Annotated in this window: 20 protein-coding genes; 4 read left to right on the top strand and 16 right to left on the bottom strand. The window is 39.1% G+C overall.

Features of this window, described 5'->3' with window-relative positions:
* Positions 1-489 precede the first annotated feature (489 nt).
* A complete protein-coding gene (locus tag KG708_RS15055) occupies positions 490-969 on the top strand; it encodes an RNA-binding protein (protein ID WP_013464268.1) in 480 nt (159 codons plus the stop codon).
* Here the strand turns inward: KG708_RS15055 and murI are convergent.
* On the bottom strand, positions 932-1,720 hold the full coding sequence (murI, locus tag KG708_RS15060; protein ID WP_213611129.1) for a glutamate racemase: 789 nt from the start codon (positions 1,718-1,720) through the stop codon (positions 932-934). The genes KG708_RS15055 and murI overlap by 38 nt on opposite strands.
* Positions 1,721-1,786: 66 nt before the next feature.
* Complete coding sequence (locus tag KG708_RS15065) at positions 1,787-2,911, bottom strand: DUF5610 domain-containing protein (protein ID WP_213611131.1); 1,125 nt, start codon at positions 2,909-2,911, stop codon at positions 1,787-1,789.
* Positions 2,912-3,075: 164 nt separating this feature from the next.
* On the opposite strand from KG708_RS15065, the gene trmA reads away from it, so the two are divergent.
* Positions 3,076-4,173, top strand: coding sequence for a tRNA (uridine(54)-C5)-methyltransferase TrmA (trmA, locus tag KG708_RS15070; RefSeq protein WP_213611133.1), 1,098 nt, complete (start codon positions 3,076-3,078; stop codon positions 4,171-4,173).
* Positions 4,174-4,246: 73 nt separating this feature from the next.
* On the opposite strand, the gene KG708_RS15075 is transcribed toward trmA, so the two are convergent.
* From KG708_RS15075 to ccoG, 4 genes are all read right to left on the bottom strand, one after another.
* Positions 4,247-4,885, bottom strand: coding sequence for a thiol:disulfide interchange protein DsbA/DsbL (locus tag KG708_RS15075; RefSeq protein WP_008113400.1), 639 nt, complete (start codon positions 4,883-4,885; stop codon positions 4,247-4,249).
* 19 nt (positions 4,886-4,904) lie between these two features.
* Positions 4,905-5,528, bottom strand: a complete 624-nt coding sequence (locus KG708_RS15080; protein ID WP_213611135.1) for a thiol:disulfide interchange protein DsbA/DsbL — start codon at positions 5,526-5,528, stop codon at positions 4,905-4,907.
* Between the two features lie 35 nt (positions 5,529-5,563).
* Positions 5,564-6,538, bottom strand: coding sequence for a serine/threonine protein kinase (locus tag KG708_RS15085; protein ID WP_213611137.1), 975 nt, complete (start codon positions 6,536-6,538; stop codon positions 5,564-5,566).
* Between the two features lie 81 nt (positions 6,539-6,619).
* Positions 6,620-8,050, bottom strand: coding sequence for a cytochrome c oxidase accessory protein CcoG (gene ccoG / locus KG708_RS15090; RefSeq protein WP_213611139.1), 1,431 nt, complete (start codon positions 8,048-8,050; stop codon positions 6,620-6,622).
* A gap of 283 nt (positions 8,051-8,333) precedes the next feature.
* Here ccoG and KG708_RS15095 point away from each other — a divergent pair, with 283 nt between their 5' ends.
* Positions 8,334-8,693 carry a hypothetical protein gene (locus KG708_RS15095; RefSeq protein ID WP_213611141.1) on the top strand — a complete coding sequence of 120 codons (360 nt, stop codon included), beginning with the start codon at positions 8,334-8,336 and terminating at the stop codon, positions 8,691-8,693.
* Positions 8,693-8,899 (top strand): hypothetical protein, encoded by a 207-nt coding sequence (locus KG708_RS15100; protein ID WP_213611143.1) that lies wholly within the window; start codon positions 8,693-8,695, stop codon positions 8,897-8,899. Before KG708_RS15095 ends, KG708_RS15100 begins: the two co-directional genes overlap by 1 nt.
* Positions 8,900-8,911: 12 nt before the next feature.
* Here the strand turns inward: KG708_RS15100 and KG708_RS15105 are convergent, their stop codons facing one another.
* The 10 genes from KG708_RS15105 to gspF form a co-directional block, all read right to left on the bottom strand.
* Positions 8,912-9,499: a UPF0149 family protein gene (locus KG708_RS15105; protein ID WP_213611145.1), complete on the bottom strand. Its 588-nt coding sequence runs from the start codon at positions 9,497-9,499 to the stop codon at positions 8,912-8,914.
* Between the two features lie 21 nt (positions 9,500-9,520).
* A complete protein-coding gene (locus tag KG708_RS15110; protein ID WP_213611148.1) occupies positions 9,521-10,279 on the bottom strand; it encodes a type II secretion system protein N in 759 nt (252 codons plus the stop codon).
* Positions 10,280-10,282: 3 nt separating this feature from the next.
* Complete coding sequence (locus KG708_RS15115; protein ID WP_213611150.1) at positions 10,283-10,756, bottom strand: type II secretion system protein M; 474 nt, start codon at positions 10,754-10,756, stop codon at positions 10,283-10,285.
* Complete coding sequence (gspL, locus tag KG708_RS15120; protein ID WP_213611152.1) at positions 10,753-11,961, bottom strand: type II secretion system protein GspL; 1,209 nt, start codon at positions 11,959-11,961, stop codon at positions 10,753-10,755. Before gspL ends, KG708_RS15115 begins: the two co-directional genes overlap by 4 nt.
* Complete coding sequence (gene gspK, locus KG708_RS15125; protein ID WP_213611154.1) at positions 11,958-12,944, bottom strand: type II secretion system minor pseudopilin GspK; 987 nt, start codon at positions 12,942-12,944, stop codon at positions 11,958-11,960. The genes gspL and gspK overlap by 4 nt, the downstream gene beginning before the upstream one ends.
* Positions 12,944-13,609: a type II secretion system minor pseudopilin GspJ gene (gspJ, locus tag KG708_RS15130; protein ID WP_213611155.1), complete on the bottom strand. Its 666-nt coding sequence runs from the start codon at positions 13,607-13,609 to the stop codon at positions 12,944-12,946. The genes gspK and gspJ overlap by 1 nt, the downstream gene beginning before the upstream one ends.
* The gene (gene gspI, locus KG708_RS15135) at positions 13,610-13,984 is read right to left on the bottom strand and encodes a type II secretion system minor pseudopilin GspI (RefSeq protein WP_213611156.1); all 375 of its coding nucleotides are present in this window, start codon (positions 13,982-13,984) and stop codon (positions 13,610-13,612) included.
* Positions 13,984-14,571, bottom strand: coding sequence for a type II secretion system minor pseudopilin GspH (gene gspH, locus KG708_RS15140; protein WP_213611157.1), 588 nt, complete (start codon positions 14,569-14,571; stop codon positions 13,984-13,986). The genes gspI and gspH overlap by 1 nt, the downstream gene beginning before the upstream one ends.
* A 49-nt stretch (positions 14,572-14,620) precedes the next feature.
* Entirely contained in the window at positions 14,621-15,043 is a 423-nt protein-coding gene (gene gspG, locus KG708_RS15145; protein ID WP_213611162.1) for a type II secretion system major pseudopilin GspG, read from the bottom strand.
* Between the two features lie 70 nt (positions 15,044-15,113).
* On the bottom strand, positions 15,114-16,349 hold the full coding sequence (gene gspF / locus KG708_RS15150) for a type II secretion system inner membrane protein GspF (protein WP_213611164.1): 1,236 nt from the start codon (positions 16,347-16,349) through the stop codon (positions 15,114-15,116).
* Between the last annotated feature and the right edge of the window lies 1 nt (position 16,350).

A 16,350-nucleotide genomic window follows, 5' to 3' on the forward strand; every position in this document is an offset into this window, starting at 1 on the left:
TTACTTGCTCAATAAAGAACGAAGTAGCTTGGCTGTTAGAACTCAATCTATACGAGTGCCCACACAGATGATTGCTTTATATTGTTAAAGAACGTTGCGACGTTGTCGCTAGGGATGCGTATAATACATCCTTTATTTTTCGAGTCAACACTTAATTTTAAACTTTCTTGCGATGATTTATACTTAAGTTTTACTTAGCTCTCTGAGTAGCTTATGCCTCGCTATGCGTTGGCGTTCCCCGTCTCAGTGGGGTCGCATTATAGGGAGATCCGAAAACAGATCAACCTTTTTTTTAGATCTTTTTACCACTTGCTCAAGTTTCAAACAAACAAGACTAAAATAGTAAAGAAACGCCTTACTATCGGTTGTTTTTTACACTCTTATTAACTATTTGCTATAAATTTCATTGCTATGTTCAATTAAGACGTTAAGATAGCAAGTTCACAATGTTAAATTAATGTTTATTTCCTGTTTATTGGTAGATCAAAAATGAAATTACCCGATCAAAAATCTTTTATCTTCGCAGTTATTCTTGCTGTTGTTGGTTTTGTTATCGTTAAGTTTGCACTTGCAAGCCTAGCATTAGACCCTGCACTTCTATTCGGTGCAGGTTTATTAATTGGTGGACTTGTTATTGCTGCAATGTCATCAGTAAGTACAGAAGAAGCCGAAGTAAAAACAAAAACACTTTATGTTGGCAATCTTCCTTATCGTGCAAATGAAGGTGTAGTTCGTACTTTATTTGAAGAGCAAGGCAAAGTATTTAACGTTCGTTTGTTAAAAGATAAGAATACTGGCAAGCGTCGCGGTTTTGGCTTTGTTGAAATGGCACAAGCAGATGCTGATAATGCAATTGCTAAGCTAAACGATAGTGAGTTCCAACAACGTACTTTGAAAGTACGTGAAGCAAAACAAAAACAAGAAGATGATTCTAACTCTTATCGCTCAGAGTCGGATCAAACAGTGTAACTTGCTTAACCGCTAGTTTATCACTACATACATCAGCCGTTGCATAATAGTGCAGCGGCTTTTTTATGCCTGCTTGATTATCACTTAATTTGAGTAAAGAACTAACTCGCTTAGCAATGGCCGCACCAGAGTCTAATAACTGTACTTGCGTATTAAAGTAATCACTGATTGGTTTAGCTAAAATAGGAAAGTGGGTACAGCCTAATACCAGTACATCGATATCTTTATTAATATTTAATCGGTTTAACTCAGTGTGCAACTTATCGAGATCTAAGTGCTGGGTAAAAAAGAGAGTCTCTGCCAAAGTGACCAGCTCAACACTACTATATAAGCTTGTGGTTATAGACGAGGCATGTTCTTTTATAAGTGCATCAGTATAGGGGCTTGATACCGTTGCGGGAGTTGCCAATAAACCTATATACTTTGATTGCGTTAATTGCGCTGCGGGTTTAATTGCAGGTACAACCCCAACAATAGGAATATCGGTAATTTGACGTACCGCACTTAACGCTGATGTTGAGGCGGTATTGCAGGCTATAACAATTAAGTCGACATTAAGTGACTCATCTTTAATAAATTGGATCAATCCACATAGGCGATTAATGATGGTTTGTTGCGACTGTGCACCATATGGCAATAATGCGTTATCCATAAAGTAGCTGTATTGAGCATGAGGAATACTTTGCTGAATATGCTCAAGCACTGTGGTTCCACCTATACCTGAATCAAATACCATGATGTGCGCTGACAAACTACCATTCCTACTCTTTACTAAGAACGGCAGTTTGCCATGTGGCTTTTATAAAAGAAAGTAGTTTTACTCAGTGCCTAGCTTTGCAGTAGCGGCGTTTAATTTATCTAAGTTTTCAAACATGGTGTTAGTATAATCAACCAGTTTATCTATTTCTTGTTGATCTTGATTTAGCCATTGAATGATACCTGATAGCTGACTTTCTAATCCTAGGGTTTGCGCTTTAGAGTAAGCCGATTTTAGATCATCATTAAAAGGGGCAACAGTTTCGGCAATGGCTTTTTCTGATGTTGGCTTAATTTGTTCATACTCTTTAATGGCAGCAACGGTTTTGCTTTGACGCAGATCCATTGAAAAGGCCACCAGCTGTTCATTTCCTAAGCTGAGTTCTTGGGCTTGCTCAAATGCTTTGTCTAAATCGCCACTAAAAAAGGTTTTACTGACATCTTGTAACTCTGCCATTAAATCATTTATGGCTTGCTGCTCGTCTTCATTAAGCTCCCCGTTTACTGACATCGAGAAAGAGAGCTCACGGGATTCAGAAAATTGCGCACTAAATAGTTGTGAATCATCTGTTTGTTGATAACGACTAGATGATTGCGATTGATAGGCATCTGCAAAGCTAATACTCACCTCATCACCCTCTGCGGTAGTAAAAGTATAATCAGCACTATTGCTTAAACTTACATATTGCGCCTGGCTTACAGTAACGCTTGCAGGTTGTGGGTTAAATAAGTTCTGCTCAAATTTATCGAGACCACTAAAGATACCCTCTTTAGATTTATCAATACCCTCTTCAAGTTCTTGATTAAATACGCCCATGCCTTTTAGTTCATCCACAGCCCCATCAACACCTGTTTGCACGCCTTTGCGTGCCTGGTTAAGTATATCTTGTAGCTTGTCATCATCGGCACCATTGGCTTTGGCTTTTTTTACCGAGCTTGTTACAAAGTCTAAAACATTTTTTACGACTTCATTAAAATCAAACAGTGGTTTGTCTTTTTTGGTTTCAGCGACCGGCAAACCTAATTCTTTTGCCATTTTGTCACCTAACACGGCAGCGGCCAGTTCTTTTCCTCGTTGCTGATAACTATTTGGTGGCGAGTCTATTTTAGGCTGTGGCATTGCCTGTTTAGCATTGTATTTATTAGCATTGCTGTTTGGAACAAAACTAAAGTTACCTATTTTCATGAGAAGACTCCTATTTAGACTTACTCTTATATCGGCCGAGTAAGCCTATACTGTAGTAAAATGCTCAAAAAAAGCTCACTATATTTGATCAAAACTAGACAAATACGCTTCGCTCCCTACAATAGCGCCGATAAACAGATCTCAACGATAAGGTTATACCGTTAATGGCAGTTATAAATATAGATACCACGCAATACGATGCACAATTAAATGAAAAAGAGCAGCGTATTACAGAGCAATTTCAACGTTTCGGTGTAAAACAGTTAGAAGTATTTAGCTCTGAGCCCATTAACTACCGTCAACGTGCAGAATTTAGAGTATGGCACGATGGCGACGATCTGTTTCATATTATGTTTGATCAACAAACGAAAGATAAAATACGTGTCGATACCTTTGACCCTGCAGCACCCTTAGTCGGTGAAGTTATGCGGGTGATGATTGATAATTTAAAAGGCTGCGAAGTACTACGTCGTAAATTATTTCAAATAGATTATTTATCAACCCTCAGTGGTGAAATTTTAGTGAGCTTGCTGTATCACAAGCCACTTGATGAACACTGGTTAGCTGAGATCAACGCCTTAAAAGAAAAGCTAAGCAGCCAATATAAAATTGACTTTATTGGCCGCGCTCGTAAGCAAAAAGAAAAATTGGGCGATGATTTTGTCACTGAGCGTTTAATGGTTAACGGCCAAGAGTTAATCTATCAACAAGTAGAAAATAGCTTTACTCAGCCTAACGCGAAGGTCAATATTAAAATGTTAGAGTGGGCACAAGAGTTATGTAAACCCCTTAACAATGATCTATTAGAACTGTATTGTGGTAACGGAAACTTTTCGATTGCACTTGCTGGTTCATTTAATAAAGTGCTGGCAACGGAAATATCAAAATCATCTGTGCATTCAGCGCAATATAATATTGCTCAAAACAAAGTAACTAACTTAGATATTATTCGTATGTCGAGTGAAGAGTTTACGCAGGCAATGAGAGGCGAGCGTACTTTCTCTCGCTTAGATGGGATTAATCTGAATAGTTACAACTGCCAAACCATTTTAGTTGACCCGCCTCGAGCAGGCATGGACACGCTTACGTGTGACTTAGTGGCTAATTATGAAAATATTATTTATATCTCATGTAACCCAGACACATTAGAGCGTGACCTTGAACACTTAACGCAAACCCACGAGGTTAAGCGCTTTGCAATATTTGATCAGTTCCCTTATACACATCACATTGAATCGGGTGTGTTTTTACAACGTAAATAAAAAAAGCATTAAACAGCGCACGTTGTAAGAATAAAAAAAGCTCCATAAGGAGCTTTTTATTTAACCAAACTACTTATTTATTTGCTAAGTAATTAATGAGTGCGCTTACATCTTCTGGCGATGAAATGCCTGACTCACCACCTAAGTTAAGCTTGTATTTACCATTAACGATAAACGTAGGAACGCCACGAAGTGCCCCTTTGCCTTTAAAGTAATCTTGGTCACGTTTCATTTTAGAGCTAAGTGTACGTACCGAGAAGCTTTCAAATAATTTATCAAACTTGTCGCCATCTACGCCTTGCGCTAAAAATACATCTTTTACATCTGCAAGCTCATTAAAACGAGCGCGCTTTGCATGGATATGATCAAACATCGCTGAAATAATTTTATCTTTTTGAGGTAGTACTTCAGCTGTAGCTAATGCTTGGCTGATCATGGTTTGATGTTCTGGGTCACGTACACCCACAAAATCTACATGGCTTTTCTTAAACTTTACGTTTTTATCTAGCTTAGGTTTGATTTCGGCCAGCAGTGGTTCCATGTTATTACATGCAGGACAGTAAAAAGAGAAAAACTCTTTTACCTCTGGTTTTCTGGTTGCACGATCAGAGACGACATCGTAATGCACGCCCTCTTCGTAAGTGGCAGCAAAACTGGTTGCAGCTAAAGGGAGTAATACAGCAAGTAACCCTGCTTTAACTAATTTGATCATTATTGTGGTGCTCCAAAAATTATAGTTTTAGTAAAAAGCTAATTAACTCATCAAGTTCTTGTTGGCTCTTGATTGTATTAATATTGATTTTGTATTTGTCATTTACGATAAATGTAGGCACGCCCGTTAATGCACCAAGTTCAGAATATTTATTTTGTTTATCTTGCATCTCACGTTCAGCTGATATGATAGGCAAACTGGCGATGTCGTTATCAAATGTCGTGTTATCAATTGCATTAAGCTCTAATAACTTTTTAACGTCTTTAATTTCAGTTAATGGCGCACGTTGAACATGAATGCTTTTAAAAATTTGCGCTGTTACAGCCTCGCCTTGACCGTGTTTTTTTGCGATTAGATAGGCAAGACTTAAGTTACTTTGTGCCTGCGCTGAAACACCACTTAAAAAATTAACATGATTTTTTACAAACTCAGCCCCTTCGGGTAGGTTTTCTTCAATCCCTTTTGCTACCGGCTCAAATTTAAAACAGTGCGGGCAATAAAAAGAGAAGAACTCGGTTACATTCGGCGTTTTACTTTTTTCAACGTCAATAACAGTGTATTGATTACCCGCTTCAAAATTGGCAGCTAATGCTGCAAAAGGTAAACATAGGATCAATAAACTTAGTTTTAATTTTTTAAGCATGAATATCTCGTTATACTTCTTTTTTAAATAAAATATTATGGCAACAATTTTAACGGGGCTTCTTGCAACGCTGCAAGCTGCTCTTTAAGCGCTAAAATTTGTTGCTCCCAGTATTTGTCATCTGCAAACCATGAAAAGTTCCGCACAAAAGCCGGATCACTCCAACGTTTTGCAACCCACCCCATGTAATGAATCATACGCATAGCGCGAAGCGGTTCGATCAGCTTGAGCTGTGAATGATCAAAATCGCTAAACTCTTCATATGCATTCACTAAAGTGTCTAACTGTAACAGCTGTGTTTGTCGATCGCCACTGAGCATCATCCATAAATCTTGAATTGCAGGGCCTTGACGACTATCGTCTAAATCAACAAACATTAATGCATCTCCTGCCCATAGGATATTACCAGCATGGCAGTCACCATGTAAGCGAATGTCTTCTACATTTTTATATTGCTGTTTAGTTTGAGCAATAACTAAATCTAAAATAGTGTAAAATGAAGTCTCTAACCCCATAGGGACTAAGTTACTTTTTTGTAAATGAACTTTAGCTGTATCTAAATATTCGTCACAGGTAACGGTCGGTCTTTGAGTAAAGTGCTTTGTTTTAGCTACTTGATGCATGCGACCAATTAAACGCCCGAGTACATCGAGCTGATCTAAATTATCCACCTCAAATAAACGCCCACCAACACTTGGAAACAAAGTAAATAAATACCCTTGATGCTCAAACAAGCTTTGACCATTGTGCATTATTGGCGCAACCACGGGTACTTCAGCGGCTGCGAGTTCAAATGCAAAATTATGTTCTTCTTGAATTTGCGCTTTACTCCAGCGCTCAGGGCGATAAAACTTAACGACGTAACGTTTTCCTCCCTCAGCTACAAATTGATAGACTCTATTTTCGTAGCTGTTTAACGCTAATAGTCCTGACTCAGCATAAATGTTTACGCTTTCTATGGCATCCAAAATAAGATCTGGGGTTAAGTCAATAAAGCTGAATTTACTCATATGCTTCTTATATAAAACAAAAGCGGGAATATCCCGCTTTTTTGTTAATAACAGTGCTAATTTACCTTTAAAAAAAACGACTTATCGTGCTTTAAAAAAGTTGCTTGGCCGCGATATTTTATTATCGGGCTCGTTTGTTGGCGACAATACAAAGTTAAACTCGGTCATTGGCGCTTTTAAATCATAAGGGTCCATTACCAATGATAACGGTACATTATGCGATTCACCTGCGTTTACTGTAAAAGTGGTATCACCTATGTATTTATAGTTATCTAATCCCGTTACATCAATAGCGAATGTTTGCTCATGTTGCGCTTTATTAATTACTTTTAAAGTGTAAGTATTTTCAACTAAGCCATCAAAGTCGACACGATACAACTGATTGCGATCACGAATAATATCAAAATCCATACTTTTACGCATGGCGATATTAGCAACCAGCGCACCGGTAAGTAAGATTAAAATAACACTGTAACCAATCAGCTTTGGGCGCAGCGGATGGGTTTTATTCTCCGGTGTTTCTAAATTACGCTCGGTGGTATAAGAAATTAACCCTCGCGGATAATTCATTTTATCCATTACGCCGTCACAGGCATCAATACAAGCGCCACAATTTATACACTCATATTGTAGACCATTACGAATATCGATCCCGGTTGGGCAAACCTGCACACACAAGTTACAGTCAATACAGTCACCTAAACCCAACTCTTTAGGGTCTTGTTTACGAGAACGTGGCCCTCGGTTTTCACCACGAGTTTCATCATAGCTTACAGTAAAAGTGTCTTTATCAAACATTGCTGACTGAAAACGTGAATACGGGCATATATGTAAACACATAATTTCTCGCATCCACCCAGCGTTACCATAAGTACAAATAGTAAATACAATGATACTAACTAAGGCATAACCGCCCACATTAAAGGTAACAAATTCAGGCAGTAGTTCGCGAATAGGCGTGAAGTAACCAACAAACGTTAACGCAGTATATAAAGAAAATAATACCCAACTAGTGTGCTTAGCCGTTTTACGCCAAAACTTATCAAAATCCATCGGCCGTTGATCTAACTTTTTACGTTGGTTAGCGCTGCCCTCAAATTTTTCTTCAAACCAAATAAAAATGAAGGTCCATACTGTTTGCGGACATGTATAGCCACACCACACTCGACCATAAAAAGTAGTCACTAAAAATAAGGCAAATGCTGCTAGCATAAATATAAATGCAAGAATGGTGAAATCTTGTGGCCACAGGGTTAAGCCAAAAATATTAAATTTTTGCTCCATTAGCTCAAATAAAACAGCTTGTTGACCGTTAAAGTTGATCCATGGCAATAACATAAACGCCAGCATGCCTAAAAAGCCAATACGTTGTCTTAGTAATTGATGGAGCCCTGAAACTGCACGCACATAAATACGGTTGCGTGGGTTAAATCTATCTTCTTGACGGCTCAGATCCGGTTTTTCGATCTTAACCTCTGTGGGTATATTTTTTACTTTAATTTGCTTATCCATTGAAGTTCCTCAACGCCGCTAGGAAATAAAAATTCAGCAATCTTTTTTTACTTATCGCTCAAGTGTAGCAACTTAAATACTAAACATAATACGCTTTAGGTCGCACTTGTGTACTTTCAGATATTTCAGAAATATCTAACTACTATCCCTTATTATACGCATATTGGTTAAAATTACTGACTAGATTGCTAATAATTTATTCAACTTGCTACTTGCTTTTAAAGTGTATTTTATTACACTTGCCGGCTACTAAAGTATTGTTTGGATCAAGGTTTGTATATTTATGAAGAAGTTTTTTATACTGGTGATTGTGATCCTAGCATTTTTTACCGTCGATCACCCTTTGGTAAAAGAGCCTCGTAAGCGTTTGCTAGGCGAAGGCGTTGGTTTTTTAAGCAGTAAAACTAAAGTCGATCGCTTCCCTGTAGCAACAAAAACAAGAAACAACATCAATAAACAATTAGCGCTTTCCAAATCAGAGCAAGACTATGTTGCTAAAACATTTACAACTGATGAGTCAGTTAAGGTATTTGAACTGCGTTATTGTCGCCAAGGAGATCTAAACCTTTATTTTTACGAAGAACAATTAACAACCGTTTGCCATATTATCAAAGAGTCATTAGCGCAAGTGAGAGTGAAATAATGGATTTTTCTGGATTAAATAAAAAAGCAAGTAACTCATTTCACAAACATCGCACTATGCTTAAGCAGTTGGCACATGGAAAAACACTTAAATGTGAGCATTGCCAGGGTGTATTAACCTTAAATTTAGCCACCAGCGAACCTGGTAAGGGAGTAATACAGTGCAAACAAGGTTGCACTGACATTGAATTAGAAATTGGCGGTTAAGGCTGTACTTACCTATTCATCCCACCCTTCATCGGTATACAAACCACTATTAAGCGCGACAACTTCTATAAGTTCAGCAAAACCTAACGCAAAGTCGCCCATTAATTCATACTGCTGCTCACAAAAATGTAATTCATCGATATTATTTTGCTGTGCAATCTGTGCAATAGTTGGTGCATCTAATGCAAAAAAGCTAAGAGTCGCCTGTGCGCTTTCAAGCGCTTGCTTGTATTGAATATCTAGTTGCTCACTTGCTAGTAACTTATGAGCATACGTTTGGCTTGCGGTTAAAAAACCCGCAGACCATTGCTGACAAAACTCACGGTCAAACTCAGCGGGTAACTTATAACCAAGTTCAAATACTTGTTCACTCACTTGATGATGTAATGCCATAAACAAAAACAACATGTCTTCATCAAGGTCATTCGCGGTATTAGGTAGAATTTGCTCTAACCATTGATGTACTTCTAATGGCTCAGGTGAACAAATAGTGCCAAATAAATAACCTTGGCTTTGAATAAGGCTCATAGCGCCAGGCTGGGTATTTAAAAACTCGCTGAGCAGCTTAGCATGCTGCTCAGTAAACTGAGGTATTTGCATTAAAACTCTTTATATAAAATATTAAAATTTAAGTGGGTAACGACCTTGGCTATCTGGTCTGCCTAAAAACTTCACCGCGTCATGGACTTCTTTCGGTAAAGTGAGATCAGGTTTAACGTATCCCGCAACCTTGAAATCAAAATTAGCCTTTAGTGTAGCATCTGCCTCTAGGCCCAATCTATTATTTGGCTCGATGAGTATGGCTACATCGCCCGACTTACAACTTAACGTACCGCTTAAATCGCCTATATTAAACCAGCCAGTTAACCCTTGCACATCAATATCAGGGCTGGCTATTTCACCTTGTAATGATTGGCAATATGGAACGCCTGAAACATACTCATCAAGCTCTAAGATTACACGTCCTTTGGCGGTAACCGGCAGTGGTAAATCAATGCGCTGCATCGCACGCTCAACCGTTGAGCGTACGACGGTATCGGTTATTTTAAGCTCATTATTAGTGAGTGAATAGCTAATATCTGCATACCCAGAAATGTCATTTCGCTCGCGAGGATTACCAAAACGTAAGTTAGTATTTACTTGAGCTTTAAATATTGACCAGCCTGATATATCCCAACGTACATTGTTTAACTGTTCGCCTTGAAAGCGAAGCTGCATTATTTGACCTTGCCATAGCGTACCAAAAGTTTGGCCTACCTCTAACTGCGCAGGTAAGTATGGTTTAGCAAAATTTAAAGCAACCGCAGCGGGTAATTTAATAACGCTAAAAATAAGAAAGCTAATTACAAAAACGATGGATAAAATTATTATTTTTTTCATTAACTACTTCTCTAAAACTAAACGGCTTACACGTACATAACCGGGTTTATCATCTTGGCTTAAATCTAAATTTTCTACGCTTAAACCATGCTGATTAACGAGCTCGTCAATCCATTGGATTAATTGATTAAACTCCACTGAGTCGAGTGTTAAACGAAGTGAATTATCATTTGGCTGCATTTTACTAATATTAATGCTGTAACGACCGCGCGTATTATTCACTATTTGGCTGAGGTTTTGATTGCTCACCGTTTGCGTTTTACCTGCGGCTTTAAGTTTAACGATACTGTCGTCTACCCATGCTAGCAATTCTTGTTGTTTTATTTGTGATTGTTGCGCATTTTCTATTGCCGTATTTAAAGGTCTAAATATACCCATAACCAAAACAAAAATAATAAATACACCACCCGCAACCATTATTAACTGCTGCTCTTGTTCTTTTAATGAACCCCAATATTTCATGAACTGCTGTTTCATTGTGCACCTCGCAGTCTAATTTCGCCGACGATAAAATCACCATCATTATTTAACGATCCTTGCTCAACAGTGACTCCTTGCTGCTCAAGAATAGCTTTAACTTTGCCAAATGTTTGAAAGTCTTTACCGCGAGCACGAATACGTAATTCATTGCGACGTTTGTCAAAACGCAATGTTTGCGGCGTAAATTCATTTACCTGTGAAAATACGCTGACCAACTTACTCGTTAAATTTAAAAAGTCAGCGTCACTAACCCCTTGAACTTTATCCAATGCGCCTTGTATTTGATTTTTAATTAAATGAGGGCGCACCCGCGTGTCTGGAAAGGCTTTTTGAAATCGTTCTACTACTTGCGACTTTGCAACCTCAAGCTGAGAATTAAGCTGATGTAATTCAAGCGCTTTAACAGCCACACTCGCTACCAAGGCAATAACACTAACAATGGCAGCACTTTTCCAGTAACCCCACCATAAGGCCGTTTTCTTTTTAAGCGTATAAGGTCCTTGGCGCAAATTAAACTTAAGTTGATCTAACTGCTTAGCAAATAATGCTAACGGCAGCTCATAATCACTGGTTTGTGGATGCAAGTTAATCGTTTCAGGAAACTGCTCGCCAGGGCTGTAATTTTTTATATCTGGATTACCTAAAGCCGATAAATACTCTTTTAACCAACTGGGTTCAACTGCACCTATGTGCCAATCACCTTTTTTAAATAACCATTGCTTATTAAGCTCAATAGCAGCTACATAAGGTTCTTCTACATGAGGTAATAACAAGCCATCAGGCACTATTTTATAAGCGGTGAGCTGGTGTTGTTCAAATACCTCTAGCCAGTGCTCAAACCAATTACGGTTCATTAGTGCAACTTTTATTACATGCTGCTCCTCAACTATGGTTGGTTCCCCAAACGCAATATAAATATCGTCTATATCACAGGCAATATCCTCTTCGAGCATATAAGGCAGCGCTTGCTCTAGCTTACGATTCCATTTAGTTGGCAGTGCAATCGTTTTTAATTGCACTTGGTCACAAGGTAAAAGTACCACGAGCTCTCGGGTTAATGCTTTTTCAGTTAGCTCACTCAACTGACTGGCATTTTGTAGCTCGCCACTGGCTATTATTTCTTGTTCTTGTGGTGAGTATATCAACCAGTTAAGTAAGTCTTGTTCGGTTTGACCCGTGCGGATCAACAGTATCTCTGTCACTGTACGCCTCCAAATTTTCGCGCCAGTATCGTTACCTCGCCATTGCTGGCATGCAGTAATGTGGTCATCGAAAAACGCAAATCAACAAATTTTGCCTGCGTTTGTAATTTAAAATATTCACTTTTTATACTAAAGAGCTTTTCTACCGCTTTGATATTTTTACCGCCTTGTTGTAATACCGCTTCAAAAAACTCTTCAATATTATCAAAACCATTTTCAGGACGCGCAGCAATTACCGCTTGAGCACCTGAAACACTCAGTTCGTCTATAAAGCCACTAAGCAATAATGCCTGCTCCTCAGTGACCGTATTAACATTAATTGAAAGCAACGTACTGCCTGGTATTACACAAACAAAAGGCAGTACCTTTTCCATAACCAATGGGTTAAAGCCTTTGACTAAACGCAGTTCAGATACCGATGCAAATAAGCTGTTGGCTGTCATATACGGAAACTGACGAGATAAATACTCCCCCTCTTCGGCACCAGAGCGATAAGTAATACTGTTTTCATCAAGCCAATCAAAAACACTATCGGCCATGGCCTCTTCTGATTCATCACTGGGTAAATCATCTATATTTTCTAGTATTGTAAACAACGCTTTGTGCGCCGGGTTGGTTTTATTACCACTATTTGGATCCGGCTCAACCCCGAGTGCATTTAAATTTAAACACGCCTGTAAATCTATTAATTGGCCACTTAAAGTACCGTTATCCACAGGGTATTTGACATCACCTTGCTTTGCCCAAGGCTGCGCCAAGGTGGTTTTTTCAGGATCGTCTTTTTTGCTTTGAATTAAACCTTTTATAGCTAACTGTTCAGCGCCATAAGCATACCACTTGGCTTGTTGTTGACTTTGTAAGCTGGTACTTTTTTGCACTTGCACCATTAAATTAGCACTCATTTCTACAGCTAAAATAGCAGCAAGCGCGACAATAAATAATACAATAACTAAAGCGGCACCGCGCGAAGCTTGCTTATCCATCAAGGCGCCCCTCGTTCATCTGGTTGCGATGGGTTAGTACTGCCTTGCGCTGACTTAGGTAACTCTTTACCTAGTCCTGGCACTAAAAAAACACGCCTGATAGGCTCCGCATCCATTTGCTTTATAGTTACCGCCACGGCTTTAGGTAATGCCTTAATTTGCCAGTCTTCTTGCCACTTACCGCTACCATCTAAAAACTCAAATTTAAGCTCTTCGACTGCGGCTAAAATAACTTGGCTACGAGGCTCCATATTATCGAGCTGATCGACATAAATACGATAAACACGTTCTAGATTGTCATCAATGACGCGATAACCAACAGCTTGTAACTCTGAACGAGGAAGTAAGTTAATGGGATTCATCCAACCATCACGTACAAAAGCAATACCATCAAGCTGGCTTTCTAAAATGTAGCGCCCTGCAAGCAAGTATCCCTCTTGAAAATCTCCAGCTTCATTGCGTACTTGGCGTTTAGTCATTTGGCTAAAGTCTTGGTCCATTAGTCTAAAGGCTGTTTGCAGCCCATTCAGCTCGGCAATTTTTTCATCTGATGCTTCTTTAGCCCGCGTTGTAGTATCAAGTATTTGGTGAGTGGCCATAATGACAAACGCTAACACACCCAGTGCCACCATCACTTCTAATAATGTAAAACCGCGCTGCTTCACTTAAGGCTTACCTTTATTTAAGTAAGTACTTAACTCATAAATTGAATTTTCGTACTTATCATCGCTAAACACATTAATAGTGACCTTTACAAAGCTCTTATCAGCAGTGGGCACAACATCTTGGCGCCAAAACCATTCAATACCCGCCATCATTTCACTGCCGCGGGCACCATTTTTACCTTGCCATTTATCACCTTGCGTTCGTTGCTCTACTAATACATTTTCGGCTACCCATGAACCATACGTTTGCTCTTCAATACTCGATAGATGATAAATATGCTCACTGGTTGCTTGCATTGCAGCAATGCCCGCCATAGCACAAATACTTAGCGCAACTAAAACCTCTAGTAACGTAAAACCTTGGTATTTTTTCATTATTGGGGCTCTCGACGAAAATCAACTGGCGCTGCAAATTTACCTTCAATAAAATACACCGGCTCCGCTTGATCTTTTAATTCAAGCATAAGCTGAAACGCACTCACATCAGCAGAGGATAAAATAAGCACTTGGGGTACTTTTAATTTTTTAAGCTCTAGCAAACTGTCTTCATCATTACCACTCATTAACTCACGCCAATTTGACTGTTCTAATAAATTATCTTGTGCCCAAGGTAAGTCTTCAAGATTAAGTGTTAATTTAAATTGCTGGTCAAACTCAATTGGTTTAAATAACTCTTCCCGCTTAAAGCTGGTCCACTTTTCGCCATCGAACACTAAAAATTCAAGCGTATTTTGATCAACTAATAAACCTAACTCTACCTGATTAAGTACGGCAAATTCCGATGCGGCATTAATGGTGGTATGCAGCCTATTTGCTTGCTTGTCTAACGCTTCTTCAGCGCCGCCATCTAAGCTGTATACCACCATTTTGGTGGCAAAGGCGATGATCACCAATACCACTAAAATTTCTATTAAACTAAAACCATACTGCTTTGCACTCAGATGCTTAGGGCTTACCTGCATGGCAAGCCCCAATGTATTATGTTTAAGTGCATGGTAAAGTTATTGAGCATTACTTTTTATCTTCATCCCAGTTACCAATATCATCCTCAGTAGCAGGCTCACCATCTGGACCCATAGAAAAGATATCAAATTTACCTATTTCGCCTGGGCTAATAAGTTGATAAGGGTTACCCCACGGATCTTCTGGTAACTTGCTAATAAAGCCACCATCAGGAAAGCGCTTTGGGATAGGCTCAATGCTGGTTTTTGTTACTAAAGCTTCTAAACCTTGCTCTGTGCTCGGGTAACTTTTATTTTTAAGCTTATACAAACTCATAGCATCTTCTAACTGCTGAATGTCTAAATGCGCTTTATCAATAGCCGCTTCTTCTTGCTGACCCATAATGTTAGGTGCCACAATCGACATGATCATACCTATGATAACCAGTACCACCATCACTTCTAATAAAGAAAAACCTGATTGTTTATTCACGTTATTACCTCGTTATTCTAAAAACACTAAATAAAAATAATTTTAATAAAATTATTAATATAAAAAATAATTAAAGACCAACAGCCTTATTCATTGCCATAATTGGCTGCAAAATTGCCATTACTATAAACAACACAATCACTGCCATAGACGCAATCATTGCCGGTTCTAATAGTTTTAATGACACATTAACCATACTTTCAAACTCGCGATCTTGATTGTTAGCGGCTCGTTCTAACATTTGCTCAAGTTCGCCGGACTTTTCACCACTGGCTATCATATGCAGCATCATTGGTGGAAACAACTTAGTTTGCTGCAGCGAAGCGCGCAGACTCGCCCCTTCACTGACTCTTTCTGCGGCATCAGCCACAGCTTGTTTAATTTTTTCGTTAACTAACACCCCACCCGAAATACGCATCCCTTCTAGTAACGGCACTGAACTTGATGATAAAATACTTAAAGTACGCGCAAAACGCGCCGTGTTAATACCTCTGGCAACCTTACCTATGCCAGGCATATGTAATACTTTTGCATCCCACCAAAAGCGTACTTTAGGCTTTTTAAGTGCATATTTAATTCCAATAGCAATCGCTGTGATCGCTAATAAACTAACAAACCAATAATTTTGTACAAAATGACTACCCGCCATGACCCATTCGGTAGTCCAAGGTAATACTTGTTTAGTTTTTTCAAACGTTTTTAGTATTTTAGGCACCACAGTACCTAATAATACTGAAACAATACCAATGGCAAACACTACCAAAATAATGGGATACACCATAGCCTGCGTAATTTGGCTACGCATGTGTTGGCGTTGCTCGGTGTAATCAGCCAATCGGTTAAGTACTTGATCTAAGTGACCTGACTTTTCACCTGCGGCCACCATAGCGCGGTATAAATCGTCAAATACATGCGGAAATTCACTCATACCATCAGCAAGCGTATAACCTTCCACTACTTTCGATCGCACAGACATTAACATACGTTTTAGCCGTGGCTTTTCACACTGCTCAGCAACCGCCATCACCGCCCCCTCTACAGGTAAGGCAGACTGAATTAGGGTTGCAAGCTGACGGGTGATCAAAGCGAGATCGGCAGTTGATATTGTCGGCTTAAATAAAGAACCTAATAATGGCGCTTTTTGACCTCTGACTTGTTTATCATCTTGCGCAGCGGGCACCACCTCGAGGGGTGTTAGCTTTTGATCGCGTAAAAGCTGGCGAACTTGCTTAGCTGTATCGGCTTCTAAAATACCTTTTTTTTCTTTTCCCCGGCCATCTAATGCGCGGTATTCAAACGCCGCCATA

The sequence above is a fragment of the Pseudoalteromonas sp. genome, assembly GCF_018402495.1.
In the GTDB taxonomy this organism is placed as follows: domain Bacteria; phylum Pseudomonadota; class Gammaproteobacteria; order Enterobacterales; family Alteromonadaceae; genus Pseudoalteromonas.